Here is a 17,842-nt window from a genome sequence, read left to right on the forward strand (position 1 = left end):
GGGCCTACGGCGGGTGCTGTGCGGCTTGGACATCCGGTGGCAGCTTGTCCTTACAGGAGGTCGGTTGTTCATCTGGCGGATGCCGGAGCGGGGTGGCGGATTCGCCTGGAACGCGGGCTCGGCAGGGGTCGCGGCGGGGCGGAGAACATGTGGTGACAGGTGGTTGTCGGGGGCGGGCGGCAGGCCTGTAGGGTCGGTTCCGTGAAGGAATCACTGCACGGCGTGGTCGCCGCCGAACTGCGCCGGCGGATCCGCGGCGGCTCGTTGAAGGTGGGCGAGTTCCTGCCCTCGGAGGCGGAGTTGTGCGAGGAGTTCGCGGCCTCGCGGACGCCGGTGCGACAGGCGCTGGCGGCACTGCGGGAGGAGGGACTGATCAGCGGCGGCCAGGGGCGGCGTTCGGTGGTGCTGGACGCGGTGCCCTCCCAGCCGTTCGAGTCGCTGCTCTCCTTCACGACGAGGGCCCGGCTGACCGGGCACGCCCCGGGGCAGCGCCTGCAGGAGATCGCCCTGCGCCGTCCCCAGGCGGCCGTCGCGGCGGCGCTGGAGGTGGACCCGGACGCGTTGGTGGTGCAGTTGCTGCGGCTTCGGCTGCTGGACGGGCGTCCGGCGATGCTGGAGCGGATGACGTACATCGAGGCGGTGGGCCGCCCGCTGCTGGACGCGGATCTCGACGCCGGTTCGATCTACGCACTGCTGACGGCGAACGGGGTGGAGCTGGCCGCGGCCCGGCACACCTTCGACGCGGTGGCCGCCGACGAGGTCGACGCGCAGCTGCTGGAGGTGGGGGTGGGTGCGCCGCTGCTGCGCGAGCGGCGGCTGACGACGGACGCGCGCGGGGTGGCGGTGGAGTGGTCGGAGGACCGCTACCGCCCGGACGTGGCGAACGTGACGGTCACCAACACCCGCTCGGCGCGCTCCGCGCAGCTGTAACGGTCGGCGCGGGCAGGTCGCGCTCACTGGGCGGGCGCGTGGGGGGCGAGTGCCTGGCGCGGGGCGACGCCGCTGCGGGCGGCTTCGACGGCGTCGGCGATGCGGTCGAGGGGGTGAGCGTCGGCGACCAGGTCCGCGAACGGGAAGCTGCGGTGATGGTCCGTCAGGAAGCGTACGGCGGCGTCCAGGTGCTCGGGACGGTAGTTGTGGACGCCGGTGACGGTGTGCAGGCCGCGCACCAGGCGTTCGGGGTCGAGGGCGACGGAGGGGCCCGGGGAGACGGAGCCGACGAGAACGGCCCGGCCGCCGACGGCGAGCGAGTCCAGGCAGCGCTGGACGGCGGCGGGGTGTCCGGAGAAGTCGAGGGCGAGGTCGGCTTCGCCGCTGTCCTCGGTGGTGTCGAGGGCGAAGCTCGCGCCGAAGCACAGGGCTCGGGAGCGCCGTTCGGGGTCGGGGTCGACGGCGGTGACGCGGCCTCCGGCGGCGGCGGCCATCGCGGCGGCGGTCAGGCCGAGCATGCCCGCGCCGGTGATCAGGACCCGGCGTGCGGCGAGCGGGCCGGCGGCGGCGAGCGCGGCGGCGACCGTGGCGGTGGCGCAGGAGGCGGGGCTGGCGACGGCGTCGGGCAGGTCGGCGGGGACGGCGACCACGGCGGTGCCTGCCAGCACGACGCAGTGGGTGGCGAAGCCGCCGTTCAGTGGGGCCTGCGGGGACCACGGTTCGTGGCCGTACTTGCGCAGCTCCAGGCATTTGTTCGGCAGTCCGCGGGTGCACCGTTCGCAGGTGCCGCAGGCGGCGGCGACCGACCAGACCACCCGCATGCCCTCGGTGACGGGGGTGCCGTCCACACAGCGCACGCCGCCGGCGCCGACGCCGACCACCGTGCCGACCTGTTCGTGGCCGAGCAGGGAGGGGGCGGGCGAGGGGCGGCGGCCCTCGACGGTGTGCAGGTCGCTGCCGCACACGGTGGCGAGGTCGATGCGCACCAGCAGTTCGCCGGGGCCGGGGGTACGGGCGGTGACGGTCTCCAGCAGGGCGAAGGGCCTGTCCACGCCCTCCCAGCGGGCAAGGCGGACCGGGATCGTGTCGATGGGAACGCTCATGGGCCGAACTTGTCATGAAACTCGACCGCGATCAAGTACTTGTCATGACAAGAATAGGGAAGAGTGGGTGAACCCCTGCTGCCGCGACCCGGTGAAGAGGTCGCGGCAGCAGGGGTTCGAGGGTGGGACTTCGGTGCCGGTCGGTCAGGCGGGGTGGCCGAGTTCGGTGGCGGTGCGGTGGACCTCGAACAGGCGCTTGCCGTCCCGGTTGATCCAGGTGGCGGTGAGCGTCGCCGGGGAGACGGTGGTGTCGGCGACGAGCTTGAGGAAGGTGTAGGGCTCGACGGCGCTGGACACCAGGGCGGGGTTGGCGGCGTTGAGACCGGAGATGGTGCTGCCGTGCAGCGGGCTGACGACGAACTGCCACAGGTCGTAGCCGATCCGAGGGCCGTAGTTGAGGGCCTGTGAGCTGTGGATGTCGCCGCTGAGCAGGAAGCACCCGGGGATCCGCTCGGCGGCCAGGAAGTCGAGGATCGCGTCCTTCTCGTAGGAGTAGGTCGCCCAGTCGTCGGTCTCCGCGTTGCCCTTGTCGTCCCAGATCATGCCGGAGGCGATCGCCTTGAACGGGGCGGTGCTGGCGCGCAGCGCGGCCCGCAGCCAGTCCCACTGGGCCTGCCCGAGACAGGTGGTCCGGGTGGGGTCGGCCCAGCTGGGGCCGGTGGCACTGAACCAGCGCGGGTCGAGCAGGAAGACCTCGACGGGGCCCCGGCGGAAGGAGGTGTACACGCCCTGTCCGGCGGTCCTGGCGGTCAGGCGGGTGCCGTCGGCGGCGTGGCCGAAGGAGGCGTTGGCGCGGTAGTCGACGAAGGCGGCGCGGGTGTTGGCCTTGCCGGCGAAGGAGCCGTTGACGCCGTTGGTGCCGAAGTCGTGGTCGTCCCAGGTGCCCCAGGTCGGCATGGCCGCGACCATCTTGGCCAGTTCGGGCTGGGCGAGGAAGGCCCGGTGCTTGCCGCGCGCCACCGCGAGGTCGCCGGAGTCGACGTAGGGAGTGTCGCCGAGCATGACGAAGCTGTCGCAGCCCTCGTCGACGATCCGCGTCCAGACCGTGTTCGGTACGGACGGGGCGCAGGAGCCCAGGCCCATGGTCACCACCGCGGCCGCGCCGGCGGCGGGAGAGGTGGTGAACGAGCCCGCCAACGGGGTGAAGCCGGGCGCGCTCACCACGGGAGCGATGGTGAAGGTGTAGTGGTTCGCTGGCTGCAGGCCGCCGACGTCGGCCAGCAGGGTGTTGTCGTTGGCCGTGGAGACGGGGACGTCGACGCTGGTCGACCAGCCCGCCGCCGTGCGGACGGTGCAGCGCCAGGTCGGGTAGACGGCGGGGTCCAGGCCCGGGCGCGCCCACAGCCGGGCGGTCGTGGTGTCGACATGGCCGACCAGCGGGCCGACGGGGGCCTGGGCGGGCATCGGGGTCGGGGTCACGGCGGGGGCGGTGCCCGCGCGCACCCGGGCGACGTAGGAGGCGAGAGCGGTGAAGAAGGTGACGCTGTCCTGCACCGCGGCGGCCGGCTGGACCGCCGCTCCGGTGCTGTCGAAGCACTTGTCGACGGTCAGACTGGTCACCAGGAACCGGCCCGCGCCGTGCGCGCCCTCCAGTAGGGCGGGGGTGGCACCGCCGGTGGTGCAGGCCATCAGGACCCGCATCGACGTCCAACTGCCGACGGTCTCCCAGCTGACCCGGATGCCGGTGGCACGGCCGGTCAGCACCTTGCCGGAGGCCACCGGCAACGCCGACACCAGCGGGTGGTCGGTGGCGACGGGCAGGATCGTGTCGTAGTCGGCGTCGGTGCGCACCGCGCCGAGGGCGGGCGGCAGGTAGGAGACGGCAGCGCCGTACTGGTCGGACTGGGCGAGGTCCAGCACCACGCCGCCGCCGGCCGCGAAGTCGCGCAGCGAGGCGGCCTGCGCGGCCACGTAGGCCGGGTACTGGGAGCCGTTGTTGGTGAAGCTGCCGAACGCGATCAGGTCGACGCCCTGCGCGGTGGCCGCGCGGGCGGTGTCCAAGGGGACGACGGTGAAGCCGGCTCGGCGCAGCAGTTCGGCCAGGCCGGTGGCCTTGGTCCACTGGTCGGCGTACTCGAGCACCGCGGCGCGCGGTGGCACGGCGGTGTCGGCGCCGGCCGGGTGGGCGGTGGCGACAGTGGTGGCGACGGCGGTGGTCAGGGCGGCTGCGCCGCCGACCAGGAAGGACCGTCGGTGGATTCCGTCTGAGCTCATGATGGTGTTCCTCCTTCGGCGGAAACCGTCGCAGCGAACCTCGCCCACCGGCAATAACCTGTCACGACAAGTCATTCACTGTTCACTCCGCAGGCCTGCGGGGCGAACGGGCCGGGCAAGCAGAGAGACCCGTCCGACTGCCCCGATCGACCCTCGGGCCTGCCCAATTCGTCCACTCGCTCCGCCTGTCGGCCCGCCCGGCCGACCGGACAGGCGAGGTCACGGGCGGATGAACAGGAAGTGACTTGTCACAACAAGCGGTTGACCTGTGACGGCGGGGCCTGACAGCGTTCCGGTTGCCGGCCCTTCGACGGCGCCCCGAGCGGTCACCGCCGGCCCGCGCCCCGGCCCCTCCCAGCTGCTCACCCCGGAGCCCCCCGTGCGCGTTCGTCCTCTCGCCCTCCTGCTCACCGGCGCCCTCGCCGCGCTGTCGCTGACCGCCTGCGGCAGCGGCGGCTCCTCCTCGGCCGCGAAGTCCGCGACCTGCCAGGGAGGGAAGATCCGCTTCGGCGTGGAGCCCTTCGAGGACCCGGCCAAGCTCACCCCCGCCGCCCAGGTGCTGGCCGAGTCCCTCGGTGAGCAGCTGAAGTGCCCCGTGCAGCTCACCATCACCGAGGACTACTCCGCCGAGGTCCTGGCCCTGCAGAACGGCAAGCTCGACATCGCCATGTTCGGCCCGCTCGGCTACGTCTTCGCCCAGCAGCGCGCGGGCGCCGAGGCCGTCGCCTCCTTCGGCGACAGCTCCGGCAAGGTCTCCAGCTACACCGCCGGCATCTGGGTCCCCGCCGACTCCCCCGTCCAGAGCGTCAAGGACCTCGCCGGACACTCCCTCGCCCTGTCCTCGGTCGGCTCCACCTCCGGCGACGCGCTGCCCCGCAAGGCCGTCATCGACGCCGGCCTGAAGCCCGAGGACGTCAAGGTCAACTACGCGGGCGGCCACGCCGAATCGCTGCTCGCCCTCGCCAAGGGCACCGTCGACGCCGCCGAGATCAACTCCCAGCAGCAGGCCAGCGCCACCGCCTCCAAGACCTTCGACCCCGCGAAGTTCCGCAAGATCTGGGCCTCCGACGCCATCCCCAACGACCCCATCACGGTGCGTGGCAACCTCGACCCCGCGTTCAAGCAGGCGGTCGCCGACGCCCTGCTGCACCTGCCCGCGGACAAGGTCGGCCAGATCGGCGCCCTGCTCGCCGTCAAGCCCGCCGCCCCCCTGGTCGCCGTCGACAAGAGCACCTACCAGCCGCTGTTCGACCTCGCCGCCACCCTCCACCTCACCGACAAGGACCTGTGATGCTCGCGCTCGCCGGCATCACGGTGCGCTACGGCGAACGCGAGGTCCTGCGCGGTGTCGATCTCACCGTCCCGCGCGGCCAGTTCCTCGCGGTGCTCGGGGCCAACGGCTGCGGCAAGTCCACCCTGCTGCGCGCCGCCGCCGGCCTGCAGCCGATGGCGGAGGGCGAGGTGACCCTCGACGGCGGGGCCGGTGACCCGCTCGTCCTCGCCATGGTCTTCCAGCAGATCCACCTGGTGGCCCGGCGCACCGTCCTGGACAACGTGTGTGCCGGAGCCCTCGGGCGCCTGCCGCTGCGGCACTCGCTGCATCCCCGTCTGTTCCCCCGTGACCTGCGCGAGGAGGCCATGGCCTGCCTGGACCGGGTCGGACTGGCCGACCGCGCGCACGACCGCGCCGACCGCCTCTCCGGCGGTCAGCAGCAGCGCGTCGCCGTCGCCCGCGCCCTGTGCCAGCGGCCTTCCGTCATCCTCGCCGACGAACCCGTCGCCGCCCTCGACCCCGCGGCCTCCGAACAGGTCCTGGCCCTGCTCGCCGAACTCGCGCACGACGAAGGGCTCGCCGTGGTCGCCGTCCTGCACCAGCCCTCGCTCGCCGCCCGCCACGCCGACCGGATCGTCGGCCTGCACGGGGGCCGGATCCTGCTCGACGGACCGCCCGACCAGGACGTCGACATCCTCTACCAGCCCCAGACCCGGCCCGAACCCGCGAAGAGCCTGTCATGACAACCGCCCCCCGAGGCCTGCGCCGCCTTCCCGTCCCGGCCCGCCCCCGCCGCCCCCGCGCCGTCGCCACCGCGGTCGCGGTCACCGGCGCCCTGGCCGCCGTCCATGTCATCGCCTGGAACACCACGGAGATGTCCCTCGGCGCCCTCGCCGACGGCTGGCACGGCATGGCCTCCTTCCTCGCCGAGGCCTTCCCGCCGAGGCTCGAATGGTCCGTCCTCAAGCCCAGCCTGGACGCTGCCCTGGTCACCCTGTGGATCGGCCTGCTCGGCACCACCCTGTCGATCCCGCCCTCCCTGCTGCTCGCCCTGCTCGCCGCCCGCGACGTCGCCCCCTCCGGCCTCGTCTACCAGACCGCCCGCTCCGTGCTGTCCTTCCTGCGGTCCGTGCCCGACGTCGTCTTCGCGCTGGTCTTCGTCACCGCCGTCGGTCTGGGCCCGTTCCCCGGCGTCCTCGCCCTGGTCGCCCACAACGTCGGCGTGATGGGCAAGCTGTGGGCCGAGGCCATCGAGGACGCCGACCCCGGCCCCTCCCGCGCCCTGCGCTCCGCCGGCGCCAGCCGCGTCCAGGTCGCCCTGCACGCCCTGCTGCCCACCGTCACCCCCCGGCTCGCCGGCCTGCTCCTCTACCGCCTGGACGTCAACGTCCGCGCCTCTCTGATCCTCGGCCTCGTCGGCGCGGGCGGCATCGGCTTCCTCATCAACCAGTCCATCAAGCTGTTCCGCTTCGACGAGATGCTCACCCACATCCTCGTGGTCCTCGTCCTCATCGTCGCCGTCGACCTGCTCTCCGCCGCGGTCCGCCGCCGCCTCGCCTGAGCACGCCGACAGGCCGGACACCCGGGGGTGGGGAGGTCCGCGGCGGAGACGGTCCCGCACGACAAGGGCCGCCGCCGGCGCCGCACGCCGAACGTGTGACCGGGGCGCGGGCGGGCGGGCGGGGCCGCGCGAGGGCCGTCAGGCGGGGGTGAGGGCGAGGACGGCGAGGTCGTCGGCGAGCAGGCCCGCGTAGGCGTGGACGTCCTGGGCGAGGAAGGAGACCAGCCGGTCCGGGGCGGTCGTGCCGAGGGCGGCGAGCCGGTGGGCGAGCGGGTAGAAGGCGCCGGAGGCGTCCCGGGCCTCGCTGACGCCGTCGGTGTAGAGCAGCAGGGTCTGGCCGGGCGCCAGCGGGACGGTCGACGGTCCGGGACGGGCGGGCCGGTCCGCTCCGGACAGGGCCGCTCCGGGCCGGTTGAGATGGCCGAGGCCGAGCGGCAGGTCGAACGGGCAGTGCACCGGGGCGATGCCGCGGTCGGCGAGCAGCAGCGGCGTGACGTGGCCCCGGTTGACGATCTCCACCTCGTTCGAGCCGGACCGGTACTGGAGCAGGACGGCCGTCACGAACAGCTCGTCGTCGCCGCGGTCGGCCGCGTCCCGCAGGACCGCGCGGTCCAGTTGCTCGGCGAGCTCGACCAGGTCGGCGGTGTCGTGCGCGGTCGCCCGGAACGCGCCCAGCACGTCCGCGACCGTCCGGACCGCGCCGAGGCCCTTGCCCCGGACGTCGCCGAGCAGCACCCGGACCCCGAAGGGGGTGTCGCACACCTCGTAGAGGTCGCCGCCGATCAGCGCCTCGGCCTGTGAGGGGCGGTACAGGCCGGCCACCCGCAGCCCGCCGGCCCGCTCGGGGACCGGGCGCAGCACGGTGCGCTGCAGGGTCTCGGCGACCGTCCGGGTGCGCAGCAGGGTGCGGTGCTGCCGCGTCCGCTGCCAGGACAGCGCGGTGCCCATCACGCCGGCCAGCAGGGTGGAGATGTAGACCCAGACGTGGTGCTGCTCGTAGAGGTGTCCGGCCCGCCCCGCCAGGGCGAGTTGGAGCCCGAGGGCCCCGGCGGTGGCACCGGCGGTCAGCACCGGGCCGTAGGAGAACGCCACCACGACCGGCAGCGCGGTGAGCAGGAACCCGGCCGCGACCGCGTCGGGGACGACCGCCTCGGCCACCAGGTCGAGCAGGACCAGGAGCACCGGCAGCCAGGCCACCCAGCGGGGTGCGCTCGGTTCCACGGCCGCCCGGTCCGGCGGACGGGGCGCTGTGGGCACGGCGGGGACCTCCTGGCCGACCGGCAGGGGCCGCGGTCGGGGTGACCGGGCCGGAAACGACCGGTTCGTCCCTTCCATGCTCTCCCACCGCCGCCCGAACGGCCCCCTTGCTTTGGTCCCGGCCGCCCGGGCCCAACGGCCCGTTTCGGAGCCGGCCCGGCGCCCCCGTGCGGAGCCGCCCGGCGGCTCAGCGGACGGTGACCGGCAGGGTCTCGAAGCCGCGCAGGACGAGCCGGTCCCGCCGGGTGGGCACACCGCCGGGCGCGAGCCGCGGGAAGCGGTCCAGCAGGGCCGGCACCGCGACCTCGGCCTCCAGCCGGGCCAGCTGGGAGCCGAGACAGAAGTGCGGGCCGCCGCCGAAGCTGAGCGGCTGGCTGTCCGTCCGGCTCGGGTCGAACAGTTCCGGGCGGTGGTAGCGGGCCGGGTCGTGGTTGGCGGCGGCCAGCAGGATCAGCGCCATGGTGCCGGGCGGCACGGGCACACCGGCCACCGAGAGCCCCTCGGCGGTCGCGATCCGGGTGGTGAGCTGGACCGGCGAGTCGTGGCGCAGCACCTCGTCGGTGAACCGGGCCGGGTCGAGTGCGCCGGTGCGCAGCCCCTCCATCGCCCGCGGGTGCCGGAAGAGCAGGGCGAGCCCGTTGCCGAGCAGATTGGTGGTGGTCTCGAAGCCGGCCACCAGCAGCAGGACCAGGTTGGCCAGCAGCTCGCGGCCGGAGATCCGCTCCGGGGCGTCGGCGGCGATCCGGGCGAGGTCGCTGACCAGGTCGTCCTTCGGGCGGGCCAGCCGCTCGGCCACCAGCGCGGTGAAGTAGCCGGACAGCTCGTCGGCGGCGGCGTCGGCGACCGCCAGCTCGGCGAGGTCCTGGACCAGTTCCAGGGCGATGGTCAGGTCCCCCGCGAGGCCGCGGAAGCGGTAGCGGTCCGGCTCCGGGACGCCCAGCAGCTCGCAGATGACCTCGACCGGCAGCCGGAAGGCGAAGGCGTCCATGAAGTCGACCGGTGAGCCGTCCCCGCCCTGCTCCGCCATCGTGTCCAGCAGCCGGCCGACCGCGGCCCCGACGACCGGTCGCAGCGCGGCCACCCGGCGGGCGTTGAAGGCCGAGGCGATCAGCGAGCGCACCCGGGCGTGGTCGGGGGCGTTGCGCTGCAGGATCGAGCGGCCGAGCAGGGTCACCGACGCGTGCCGGGCCAGCTCGGCGTCCGCCTGCCCCAGCAGCTCGATGTCCGCCAGGCCGAAGCCGGGGTTGCGCAGCACCTGGTTGGCCGCGGTGTGCCCGACCACCACGACCGTGCCGGGCCCGGCGGCGAAGGCCGCGCCGAGCTCGTGCGCCCGCGCGTACAGCGGGTACGGATCGGCCGTGCCCCTGTCGGCCGTCAGCCTCTCGATGATCGACGCGCCGTCCACCCGGTGCTCCCCTCCCGCGACCCGCTCCCGGGGCCGCGCTCCCGCGGTCCCGCTGCCGGTTCGTAAACCGCCGGTGGACGCACGGTAGTTCCCGCGAACCCGGGTTCACCCGATCGGGGACCGGCGGTCGGTACCCTGGCGGCATGGAGATCTGGATCAACCCCCGCTGCGGGAAGTGCCGTACCGCGCTCGGCGCGCTGGAAGCGGCCGGCGCGAAGTACACCGTGCGGCGCTACCTGGAGGACCCGCCGACCGCCGCGGAGCTGGAGCAGGTCCTGGAGCGGCTGGCGCTGGAGCCGTGGGACATCACCCGGCTCGACGAGCAGACCTCCCAGGACCTGGGCATGAAGCGCTGGACCAGGGAGCCGGGCGACCGGGCGCGCTGGATCGCGGCGCTGGCCGACCACCCGATCCTGATCCAGCGCCCGATCATCACCGCGGACGACGGCCGCGCCGTGGTGGCCCGCACCCCCGACGTCCTCAAGTCCGTCCTGCCGTAGCCGGGGCGGCCGCGGTCAGTGCCGCTGGATCCGCCGTACCGGCTCCCCCGGGTGCCAGGAGGTGATCCACAGGTGGTCGTCGCCCACCGTGGTGTGCACCACCTGCTCCAGCTCCAGCCGGAAGGCCTGGAAGGGACCGGGCGGCGGCTCCGGCAGGTCCGCCGCGTAGGCGGCCAGCTCGGTCTCGTCGGTGATCTCGACGGCCCGGCCGGAGACCTTGGAGTCACCGCCCGCCAAGGTCTCGTCGCTGGGATTGCTGTGCAGCGCGAAGCGGGCGTCCCGCTGGAGGTCGCGCGCCTTCATCGCGCCGTGCATCGACCCGAGGGTCAGATCGGCGCCGTTGAAGTCCACCTCGGTACCGCTCACCCGGGGTGAGCCGTCGCTGCGCAGCGTCGCCAGGACGTGGTGCTTGTTCGCCTCGAAGCGGGCCCGCACGGCGGAGGCCAGCTCGGGTGCCTCGTGCTCGAAATCCTGCCAGGTAGCCATGGCGCCAGTCTGGCACCGGGCACCGACGGCCGGCCTCCGGTGGCCGTCTGTGGCCGGTGGTGCCCGGTGCTTGTCGGTGGCCGCTGCCAGACTGGGCGGGTGACCACCACGACCACGTACATCGCGTTCCTCCGGGCCGTCAACGTCGCCGGCCGGACGGTGAGGATGGAGCGGCTGCGCGCCCTCTTCACCGAGCTGGGCCTCGACGAGGTGCGCTCGTACATCCAGAGCGGCAACGTCTTCTTCCGCACCGCCGAGCCGGACCGCGCCGCGCTCACCCGGCGTATCGAGGAGCACCTGGCCGAGGCGCTCGGCTACCCCGTCCCGGTGATGCTGCGCACCGTCGACGAGGTGGCGGAGCTGCTCGCCGCCGAACCGTTCGCGGGCATCGAGGTCACACCGGAGATCCGACTGGTGGTCAACTTCCTCTCCGAGCCGCTGCCGGCGGACTTCCCGGTCCCGTACACCTCGCCCAAGGGGGACTACGAGGTGGTCGGTGCCGACGCCGGCGCCGCCTATGTGGTGGTCCACCTGAAGGACGGCAAGTGGCGGGCCGGCCGCAAGCTCTTCGGCCCGTCCTACCAGGGCTCGGCCACCGCCCGGTTCCTGCACACCACCGTCAAGATCCTGGCCGCCGCCCGGAAGTCCTGACCCCGGAGGCCGGGCCGCCGTCCCGGGGGCGGCGTGCCCCGACGGACCGGAGCACCCGGCAATCTGGACAGCCGGGGGCGGCCGAGCCGACAATCGGGCCATGACGTCTCCAGAGATCCGGACGAGCGTGGTCCGGCCGTCCGAGGCCGAGCGGGACCACGCGCTCGGGGTCCTGCGAGAGGGTGCGGGCAGCGGCCGGCTGTCCCACGACACCTTTCTCGGGCGGATGGAGCTGGTGCTGCACGCCAACAGCCGGGCCGAGCTCGACCGGGCGATGGCCGACCTGCCGACCGGCAACCCGGTCGGCCGCTTCGTGCTGCGGACGGTCGGTCAGCTCTCGTCCTTCGGGGTGCGGTTGCGCGGGGCCTGGCGGACCGAGCGCCTGCCCGGACTGAGCCTGCCGCACCCGGCGGCACGGCAGTTGACGATCGGCCGGATCCCCGGCTCCGGCCTGCGGCTGCACGACGCCTCGGTGTCGCGCCACCACGCCGAGCTGCGGCGGGAGGGCGACGACTGGGTCCTGTACGACCTCGGCTCGACCAACGGCACGCATGTGAACGGCCTCCGGGTCGCGGGCGGCGTCCGGGTCCGCCCCGGGGACCAGGTCCGGTTCGGCAACCTGGAGTTCCGGCTGGCCCCGGGCTGAGCGCCCGCCCCCGCGGGAGGGGCGCCCCAGCGCGGGAGCACCGGCCGCCGTCGACTCCGGCCGCCATCGGCTCCGGCCGCCGTCAGTGCGGGAACTGGCGGGGCGGGCGCTGGGCCGGCAGGCCGTCGCGGAACTCCTCGATCACACTGCTGATCTGCCGGGTCAGCACCGTGCGCTCGATCAGGTGCAGGTAGCGGTGTTCGGCCGCCAGCGCCTCGACGGTGACGCCGAAGTAGAGCGTCATCAGGGGATTGACGAACAGCGGGCCGCCCTTGGTGCGGTCGGTGAAACGGACGTCGCCGAACTCGCCCCGCAGCGCGGCCGCCACCGAGCCGTTGACGATGCTCGGGTGCTCGGGGAACGCCGCCCTGGCGTGTTCGACGGCGTCCAGGTAGAGCACGCCCTCCCGGCTGTCGCGCGGGATCGAGAAGGCCCCGAGGTAGCCGCCGGCCCGCTCCAGCGCGGCGAGGTTCTCCAGCACCAGGGCGTGGTTGACGCCGTGGAAGGCATCGATCCCGAAGCCCAGACAGGCCACCAGGCGTTCGGGGACCTCCGTCAGCCCGGCGACCGCGCCCAGGCTGGCCATGTCCTCCTCGGGCGTGCCGAGCCCCGCCTCGTCCCCGCGCATCAGGATGTCGGTGCCGCCGTCGACCAGCAGCACGGCGTCGACGGCGAGGTGGGCGGTGAGCGCCCGGTAGGCGGCGCGCAGCGGCCGCACACCGACCGAGGGGAACGCCCAGACGGTGTCGGGCATGCCGTGCCGGTGCAGCCAGCGGGCCAGCGTCCGCTCCGGGAAGTAGCCCTCGGGGGCGGCGGTGTCGGGACGGATCCGGGCGACGTCCTGCTCCCACCAGGCCTCGGCGGGCAGGCCGTAGAGGTGGCTGAAGGAGAGGTTGGCCAGGTGCACCTCCTTGCCGGCCGCGCGCAGGGCGAGCGCCAGCGGCAGGCCCGCGTACACGTCGAATCCGCCGCCGGCGCCGGCGACCAGGATGCGCTCGGCACCCAGCAGACGGGTCATCAGGGGCGGTTCGAGGAGGGAGGGCATCGGGGGACATCAGCACCGGGGGCGGTCGGCGGGACTGTCGGTGGTCGGTGCGAGGATGCGGGCATGAACCAGGAGACCGAGCTCAGCTTCGAGGTACGGCGCGAGGCCGAGGAGCGTGCCCGCGAGTTGATCCGCTGCGGCTTCCAGGAGCCGGACGAGATAGCCGAGTCCCTGGTCGACGAGTTCGAGGACCAGGGACTGGAACCGGAGGACGCCGAGGAGATCGTCGCCCCGGTCTGGCAGGAGCGGCTGGCCGAGCAGGCGTCGTGGCCGGAGACGACGGACGTGGACCGGCTGGAGGAGGCCTTCGACGCGCTGGAGGAGCAGGGCATCGTCGCGGCGATGGACTTCACCTGCTGCGCCGGCTGCGGCTACGCGGAGATCGGCGGCGAGGCGGACGAGGACTCGCGCGGCTTCGTCTTCTTCCACCAGCAGGACACCGAAGGGGCGGCCGCCGGGCTCGGCCTGATGCTGCGCTACGGCGGATTCCGGGCCGAGGACGAGAGCACGGAGTCGGCGGAGCGCAGGACGGTGGAGATCGGCCGCGCGGTGGTCGCGGCGCTGGAGGCGGCCGGCCTGTCGGTGGAGTGGGACGGTTCGCCGCAGAAGGCGATCGCGGTGACGCCGCTGACCTGGCTCAACCGGCTGCCCGAGTAGCGGGTGCGGCACTCGACGGGCACAGGTCTCGGCGGGCGCGGCACTCGGCGGGTGCGGTGTTCGGCGGGTGCGGTGTTCGGCGGATACGGGGGCTCAGCGGCTGACGTGGAGTTCGGCGTAGTGGTCGTGGGCGTCGGCCTTGCGCAGAGTGATCTTCGCGGTGCCGACGGCGGTCTCGGCCCCTTCGGTGATGGTCCTGGTCTCGTCGCCGATCTTCACCTCGGCCGCTTTATCGGTGATGTGACTGATGGTCAGCTTCACGGTCCGGTCGCCGCCGAAGACCTCGACACTGTGCGTGGCGTCACCGCCGTCGGTGCGCACGACGACGTCGCAGCTGGTGTCGGTGGTGCAGAGCGAGGCACCGCCCTTGCAGGCGGTCAGACCGGCTCCGAGCAGCAGCACGGCGGCGGCCGCGAGCAGGGCCGGGCGGACCGGTGCGGGGCGGCGTGCGGGGCGCGCGGTGATGGTCGTTGTGGTCATGGCTCCGACGGTAGGCGGCGGCCCGGGCCGCGCCATCGACCCCCGGCGGTACCCTCCCCCTGGCCGCCCCCGGAGCGCCCGGGCCACCCCGCCCCGAAGGACACCGGGGTGAATCCCCTAGGGGATACCAGGAGTTGACGGTCCGAGGACCTTCTCCACGCCGGCCACGACGACGGCCAGACCGCGCTCGAAGCGCTGCTCGAAGCCCCCGAAGAAGTCCCGCCCGGCCGCGGCGGCCAACCCGTGCGCGGGATCGATGGCGGCGGCCCGCTCCGCCGGGTCGTAGCCGGGAGCCCGCTCCCCCGGCACGGGGTGGACGGCCTGCTCCTCGATCACGAAGCCGATGGTGTACGCGTACGCGGTCGTGAACGCCTGTGCGGCGTCGCCGAGTTCGAATCCGGCGCGGACGAACACGGCCAGCACGGCGTTCTGGCCCTCGATGTGGCCGTAGTCGGTGAGCCGCGTCCCGCTGAAGACCTTGGCGCCGTCCCGGTAGCCGAGCAGGGCGGCCCGCAGGGTCCGACAGGTGCCGGTGAGCGCCTCCTGCCAGGACTCCGGCACCGCCGGGCCGGCGGACATCCGGCGCAGCATCTCGGTGGCCATCTCGTCCAGCAGGGCCTGCTTGTTGGCGAAGTGCCAGTAGAGCGCGGGCGCCTTGACGTCCAGCGCGGTGGCGATGCGACGCAGGGTGAGACCGTCGAGCCCGGTCTCGTCGAGCAGGCGCAGGGCGGCGTCGACCACCTGCGCGCGGTCCAGCTTCGACGGCATCCCGGCCGCCCCTTCCTGTCGTCCCGATCCCCGGCATTGACAATTTAACACCGTTAAGCCCATGCTCTCCCCATCGGCCAACTTAACGTCGTTAAGGAGAGTCCTCATGACGCCTGCCCAGCAGCAGCCCACCCCGCAGCGGCCCGCCCGGCACCCGGATCGCACCGACGTCCTGATCGTCGGCGCCGGACCGGCCGGCCTCACCCTGGCCTGCGACCTCGCCCGCCGCGGCGTGGACGCCGTGCTGGTGGAACGCGCCGGAGCACTGTTCCCCGGCTCGCGCGGCAAGGGGCTGCAGCCCCGCACCCAGGAGGTCCTCGACGACCTCGGCGTCCTGTCCGCCGTGCGGGCGTACGGCGCGCCGTACCCCCGGATGCTGTCCTGGCAGGACGGCGAGCGGCAGGGCGAGTGGGACCTCGTGGACCGGAGCCTGCCCGACCCGACCGTCCCGCACCCGGACGTCTGGATGATCCCGCAGTGGCGCACCCAGGAGCTGCTGCACGCCAGGCTGGTGGAGCTCGGCGGCCGGACCTCCTTCGACACCGCGCTCACCGGCCTCGACCAGTACCCCGACCGGGTCGGGGCCACCCTGACCGGCCCGGACGGCATCGGGCGGACCGTCTCGGCCCGCTACCTGGTGGCCGCCGACGGCGGACGCAGCACGGTGCGCCGCGCGGTGGGCATCACGATGGCCGGCGAGGAGGTCGACCCCCGGCCGGCGCTGGTCGCGGACGTCGGGATCGACGGCCTCGACCGCGGCAACTGGCACGTCTGGCCCCACGGGCCCGGCGGGCCGCTGCTGCTCTGCCCGCTCCCCGGCACCACCGACTTCCAGTTGTTCGCCCAGTTCGACCCGGACGAGACGCCGGACACCTCGCCCGACGGGGTACGCCGGGTGATCGCGGCCCGGACCCACCTCGCCGCGTCGGCGGTCGGCGAGGTGCGCTGGGCCTCCGACTTCCGCCCGCGCGCGGCGCTGGCCGAGCGGTTCCGGGCCGGCCGGGTCTTCCTCACCGGGGACGCCGCCCACATCCACTCCCCCGCGGGCGGGCAGGGCCTGAACACCGGCGTCCAGGACGCCTACAACCTGGGCTGGAAGCTCGGCCAGGTCCTGCGGCACGGCGCACCGGAGGAGCTGCTGGACAGCTACGAGGCGGAGCGGCTGCCGATCGCCGCCGACGTCCTGGAGCTCTCCACCCGGCTGCACCGCGCGGGCGGGGTGCAGGACGGCGGACTGCGCCGGGGGCCCCGGACGGAACAGCTGGGGCTCGGCTACGAGCACGGCCCGCTGACCGTGGAGGCGCGCTCCGGCCTGGCCGAGGACGCGCTGCGTGCCGGGGAGCGCGCGCCGGACGCACCACTGGACGCGGCACCGGGCACGGCGGGAACCCGGCTGTTCGACGTGTTCCGGGGCCCGCAGGTGACGGTGCTCGCGGTCGGTCACGAGCTGCCGGACGTCCCGGCCGGCGTGCGGACGCACCGCGTCGACGACGGGGTGACGGCCGAGGCCTACGGCCGCGGGCTCTTCGTGGTCCGGCCGGACGGCTATCTCGGACTGGCCACCCACGACCCGGCCGACCTGCCGGGGTACCTCGCCCGGCTCGGCCTGCACCGGTCCTGAACGGGGCCGGGGCGGGAGCGGGGGCTCGACGCGCCGGAAGGGTTCGACGCGCCGGACTGCGTGGCACGGGCCTCCGGCATATGCCACGCGCGTAGATCAAGGGCCCGAAAAAGACCCGCCGCTCACTCGGCGGAGCCGTCCGAGGTGTCGGCGGGCCCCCACAGCAGGGCGGTGCAGCGCTGGTAGGTCGCGTGCCAGTGCGGCCAGTTGCGGGCCACGTCGTCGTCGCAGTCGGCCAGCAGCCGTTCGACCACCGCGGGCTCGACACCGTCCAGCAGCCAGGCGAGCGCGTCGGCACTGCCGGGGCCGTCGGCGGAGCGCAGCAGGTCCAGCAGCTCCGGCAGGCCGCCGACCCGCGAGGTGTCCGCGAAGACCCGCTCCATCCGGGGCAGCAGCTGACGCTCCTCGATCCGCAGGTGGGTCTCCAGCCGGGCCGCCAGGTCGTCCATCGCGTAGGCGACCGGCCAGGCACTGCCCGCGTCCCGGCTGGCGATCCGGACCAGGGTGGTGACCCGGGTGAAGGAGTGGTCCAGGTTGTGGTGGTCGGCCTCCAGCCAGTTGAGCAGCAGCCGCAGCTCGGGCGCGAACCGGCGGACGATCGGCCAGATCCGGGTGTCCTGCTGCTCGTGGTGGCAGGTCAGCATCGCGGTGACGAAGGTCCAGTGCCGCAGCAGCGCCTCGCCCTTCTCGTCCTCACCGGGCTGCAGCAGCCGCAGCGCGTTGGGCAGCCGGGCGAGGTCGCGGCGGAGGGCGTCGTGCACCAGTCGCAGTCCGGCGAACCGGACGGCTTGCGACTCCTCGTCGGCGGCCCGCTGACGCTGGGAGCCCGCCTGGGCGGGCACGGAGGGGGACGCTACGGGCAGCAGGTGGCTCGGCATGGCACTCTCTTCACGACTTGGCACGGCGGGCTTGCACGGCATGGCACGACCGGGTTCACGGCCGGGTTCGCGGCTGGCGGCACTGGCGGAATGCGGTCCCATCACAGTGGCCGTAGTCGATCAGAGGCGAATCAATGTCCGATTGACGTGCAGGTCAGCGGCCTGGCGCGGGGCGTCGCGGCGGCTCCGCGCACCGCGGGCCGAGTGCGCGCGGGGCCGTGCCGGGGTGCGTCGGCGAGACGGTGGAGGTGCGGGCCGGCGGGGCCGGGGCGGGCACCCGACGGGCCGGGGCGCGGGCACGCACGCAGCGGGCACGTACGGCAGCGGGCGCGAACGGCAGCGGGCGCGGGCGCCCGGGCGCCGGCAC

The 17,842-nt window shown here is 74.0% G+C and carries 18 protein-coding genes; 9 read left to right on the forward strand and 9 right to left on the reverse strand.

Annotation, left to right across the window (positions count from 1 at the left end; all coding sequences use genetic code 11):
* The first annotated feature begins 201 nt into the window (after positions 1-201).
* Complete coding sequence (locus tag ACIQTO_RS06950) at positions 202-930, forward strand: GntR family transcriptional regulator (RefSeq protein ID WP_402383888.1); 729 nt, start codon at positions 202-204, stop codon at positions 928-930.
* A 23-nt stretch (positions 931-953) separates the two neighbouring features.
* Here the strand turns inward: ACIQTO_RS06950 and ACIQTO_RS06955 are convergent, their stop codons facing one another.
* Both ACIQTO_RS06955 and ACIQTO_RS06960 read right to left on the reverse strand, forming a co-directional pair.
* Entirely contained in the window at positions 954-2,033 is a 1,080-nt protein-coding gene (locus ACIQTO_RS06955; protein WP_402383891.1) for a zinc-binding dehydrogenase, read from the reverse strand.
* 144 nt (positions 2,034-2,177) lie between these two features.
* Positions 2,178-4,247 carry an alkaline phosphatase D family protein gene (locus ACIQTO_RS06960; protein ID WP_402383893.1) on the reverse strand — a complete coding sequence of 690 codons (2,070 nt, stop codon included), beginning with the start codon at positions 4,245-4,247 and terminating at the stop codon, positions 2,178-2,180.
* Positions 4,248-4,626: 379 nt separating this feature from the next.
* On the opposite strand from ACIQTO_RS06960, the gene ACIQTO_RS06965 reads away from it, so the two are divergent.
* The 3 genes from ACIQTO_RS06965 to phnE are packed head-to-tail and all read left to right on the forward strand — an operon-like array spanning position 4,627 to position 7,081.
* Positions 4,627-5,538 carry a phosphate/phosphite/phosphonate ABC transporter substrate-binding protein gene (locus tag ACIQTO_RS06965; protein ID WP_402383895.1) on the forward strand — a complete coding sequence of 304 codons (912 nt, stop codon included), beginning with the start codon at positions 4,627-4,629 and terminating at the stop codon, positions 5,536-5,538.
* Positions 5,538-6,263 carry a phosphonate ABC transporter ATP-binding protein gene (locus ACIQTO_RS06970; protein WP_402383898.1) on the forward strand — a complete coding sequence of 242 codons (726 nt, stop codon included), beginning with the start codon at positions 5,538-5,540 and terminating at the stop codon, positions 6,261-6,263. The genes ACIQTO_RS06965 and ACIQTO_RS06970 overlap by 1 nt, the downstream gene beginning before the upstream one ends.
* The gene (gene phnE / locus ACIQTO_RS06975) at positions 6,260-7,081 is read left to right on the forward strand and encodes a phosphonate ABC transporter, permease protein PhnE (protein ID WP_402383900.1); all 822 of its coding nucleotides are present in this window, start codon (positions 6,260-6,262) and stop codon (positions 7,079-7,081) included. Before ACIQTO_RS06970 ends, phnE begins: the two co-directional genes overlap by 4 nt.
* A gap of 138 nt (positions 7,082-7,219) precedes the next feature.
* Here phnE and ACIQTO_RS06980 read toward each other — a convergent pair whose 3' ends face one another.
* Positions 7,220-8,338: a PP2C family protein-serine/threonine phosphatase gene (locus tag ACIQTO_RS06980; protein ID WP_402383902.1), complete on the reverse strand. Its 1,119-nt coding sequence runs from the start codon at positions 8,336-8,338 to the stop codon at positions 7,220-7,222.
* A gap of 187 nt (positions 8,339-8,525) precedes the next feature.
* Positions 8,526-9,743, reverse strand: a complete 1,218-nt coding sequence (locus ACIQTO_RS06985) for a cytochrome P450 (RefSeq protein WP_402383905.1) — start codon at positions 9,741-9,743, stop codon at positions 8,526-8,528.
* Between the two features lie 143 nt (positions 9,744-9,886).
* Between ACIQTO_RS06985 and ACIQTO_RS06990 the strand changes: the two genes are divergently transcribed.
* Complete coding sequence (locus ACIQTO_RS06990) at positions 9,887-10,243, forward strand: ArsC/Spx/MgsR family protein (RefSeq protein WP_402383907.1); 357 nt, start codon at positions 9,887-9,889, stop codon at positions 10,241-10,243.
* 15 nt (positions 10,244-10,258) lie between these two features.
* Here ACIQTO_RS06990 and ACIQTO_RS06995 read toward each other — a convergent pair whose 3' ends face one another.
* Positions 10,259-10,729, reverse strand: coding sequence for a pyridoxamine 5'-phosphate oxidase family protein (locus tag ACIQTO_RS06995; RefSeq protein WP_380577543.1), 471 nt, complete (start codon positions 10,727-10,729; stop codon positions 10,259-10,261).
* Positions 10,730-10,828: 99 nt separating this feature from the next.
* Here ACIQTO_RS06995 and ACIQTO_RS07000 point away from each other — a divergent pair, with 99 nt between their 5' ends.
* Together ACIQTO_RS07000 and ACIQTO_RS07005 are read left to right on the forward strand one after the other, a co-directional pair.
* Positions 10,829-11,380: a DUF1697 domain-containing protein gene (locus ACIQTO_RS07000; protein ID WP_402383910.1), complete on the forward strand. Its 552-nt coding sequence runs from the start codon at positions 10,829-10,831 to the stop codon at positions 11,378-11,380.
* 100 nt (positions 11,381-11,480) lie between these two features.
* Positions 11,481-12,026: an FHA domain-containing protein gene (locus ACIQTO_RS07005; RefSeq protein ID WP_402383913.1), complete on the forward strand. Its 546-nt coding sequence runs from the start codon at positions 11,481-11,483 to the stop codon at positions 12,024-12,026.
* A gap of 82 nt (positions 12,027-12,108) precedes the next feature.
* On the opposite strand, the gene ACIQTO_RS07010 is transcribed toward ACIQTO_RS07005, so the two are convergent.
* The gene (locus ACIQTO_RS07010) at positions 12,109-13,071 is read right to left on the reverse strand and encodes a DUF1152 domain-containing protein (protein WP_402383916.1); all 963 of its coding nucleotides are present in this window, start codon (positions 13,069-13,071) and stop codon (positions 12,109-12,111) included.
* Between the two features lie 63 nt (positions 13,072-13,134).
* On the opposite strand from ACIQTO_RS07010, the gene ACIQTO_RS07015 reads away from it, so the two are divergent.
* Positions 13,135-13,728 (forward strand): DUF6891 domain-containing protein, encoded by a 594-nt coding sequence (locus ACIQTO_RS07015; RefSeq protein ID WP_402383919.1) that lies wholly within the window; start codon positions 13,135-13,137, stop codon positions 13,726-13,728.
* Positions 13,729-13,821: 93 nt separating this feature from the next.
* Here ACIQTO_RS07015 and ACIQTO_RS07020 read toward each other — a convergent pair whose 3' ends face one another.
* Entirely contained in the window at positions 13,822-14,208 is a 387-nt protein-coding gene (locus tag ACIQTO_RS07020; protein WP_402383921.1) for a hypothetical protein, read from the reverse strand.
* Positions 14,209-14,325: 117 nt separating this feature from the next.
* On the reverse strand, positions 14,326-14,976 hold the full coding sequence (locus tag ACIQTO_RS07025) for a TetR/AcrR family transcriptional regulator C-terminal domain-containing protein (RefSeq protein WP_402383924.1): 651 nt from the start codon (positions 14,974-14,976) through the stop codon (positions 14,326-14,328).
* A 106-nt stretch (positions 14,977-15,082) separates the two neighbouring features.
* Here ACIQTO_RS07025 and ACIQTO_RS07030 point away from each other — a divergent pair, with 106 nt between their 5' ends.
* Positions 15,083-16,597, forward strand: coding sequence for an FAD-dependent monooxygenase (locus ACIQTO_RS07030; protein WP_402383927.1), 1,515 nt, complete (start codon positions 15,083-15,085; stop codon positions 16,595-16,597).
* Between the two features lie 122 nt (positions 16,598-16,719).
* Here ACIQTO_RS07030 and ACIQTO_RS07035 read toward each other — a convergent pair whose 3' ends face one another.
* Positions 16,720-17,475 carry a hemerythrin domain-containing protein gene (locus ACIQTO_RS07035; RefSeq protein WP_402383930.1) on the reverse strand — a complete coding sequence of 252 codons (756 nt, stop codon included), beginning with the start codon at positions 17,473-17,475 and terminating at the stop codon, positions 16,720-16,722.
* Positions 17,476-17,842: the final 367 nt, after the last annotated feature.

Source organism: Kitasatospora sp. NPDC091207 (genome assembly GCF_044768625.1).
GTDB lineage: Bacteria > Actinomycetota > Actinomycetes > Streptomycetales > Streptomycetaceae > Kitasatospora.

Excerpts from the sequence above, each read along its gene's own strand:
- ACIQTO_RS07025 (WP_402383924.1), bottom strand. The coding sequence starts at position 14,976 with ATGCCGTCGAAGCTGGACCGCGCGCAGGTGGTCGACGCCGCCCTGCGC.
- phnE (WP_402383900.1), top strand. The coding sequence starts at position 6,260 with ATGACAACCGCCCCCCGAGGCCTGCGCCGCCTTCCCGTCCCGGCCCGC.
- ACIQTO_RS07035 (WP_402383930.1), bottom strand. The coding sequence starts at position 17,475 with ATGCCGAGCCACCTGCTGCCCGTAGCGTCCCCCTCCGTGCCCGCCCAG.
- ACIQTO_RS06955 (WP_402383891.1), bottom strand. The coding sequence starts at position 2,033 with ATGAGCGTTCCCATCGACACGATCCCGGTCCGCCTTGCCCGCTGGGAG.
- ACIQTO_RS06960 (WP_402383893.1), bottom strand. The coding sequence starts at position 4,247 with ATGAGCTCAGACGGAATCCACCGACGGTCCTTCCTGGTCGGCGGCGCA.
- ACIQTO_RS07005 (WP_402383913.1), top strand. The coding sequence starts at position 11,481 with ATGACGTCTCCAGAGATCCGGACGAGCGTGGTCCGGCCGTCCGAGGCC.
- ACIQTO_RS06995 (WP_380577543.1), bottom strand. The coding sequence starts at position 10,729 with ATGGCTACCTGGCAGGATTTCGAGCACGAGGCACCCGAGCTGGCCTCC.
- ACIQTO_RS07015 (WP_402383919.1), top strand. The coding sequence starts at position 13,135 with ATGAACCAGGAGACCGAGCTCAGCTTCGAGGTACGGCGCGAGGCCGAG.
- ACIQTO_RS07030 (WP_402383927.1), top strand. The coding sequence starts at position 15,083 with ATGACGCCTGCCCAGCAGCAGCCCACCCCGCAGCGGCCCGCCCGGCAC.
- ACIQTO_RS07020 (WP_402383921.1), bottom strand. The coding sequence starts at position 14,208 with ATGACCACAACGACCATCACCGCGCGCCCCGCACGCCGCCCCGCACCG.
- ACIQTO_RS06990 (WP_402383907.1), top strand. The coding sequence starts at position 9,887 with ATGGAGATCTGGATCAACCCCCGCTGCGGGAAGTGCCGTACCGCGCTC.
- ACIQTO_RS07010 (WP_402383916.1), bottom strand. The coding sequence starts at position 13,071 with ATGCCCTCCCTCCTCGAACCGCCCCTGATGACCCGTCTGCTGGGTGCC.
- ACIQTO_RS06970 (WP_402383898.1), top strand. The coding sequence starts at position 5,538 with ATGCTCGCGCTCGCCGGCATCACGGTGCGCTACGGCGAACGCGAGGTC.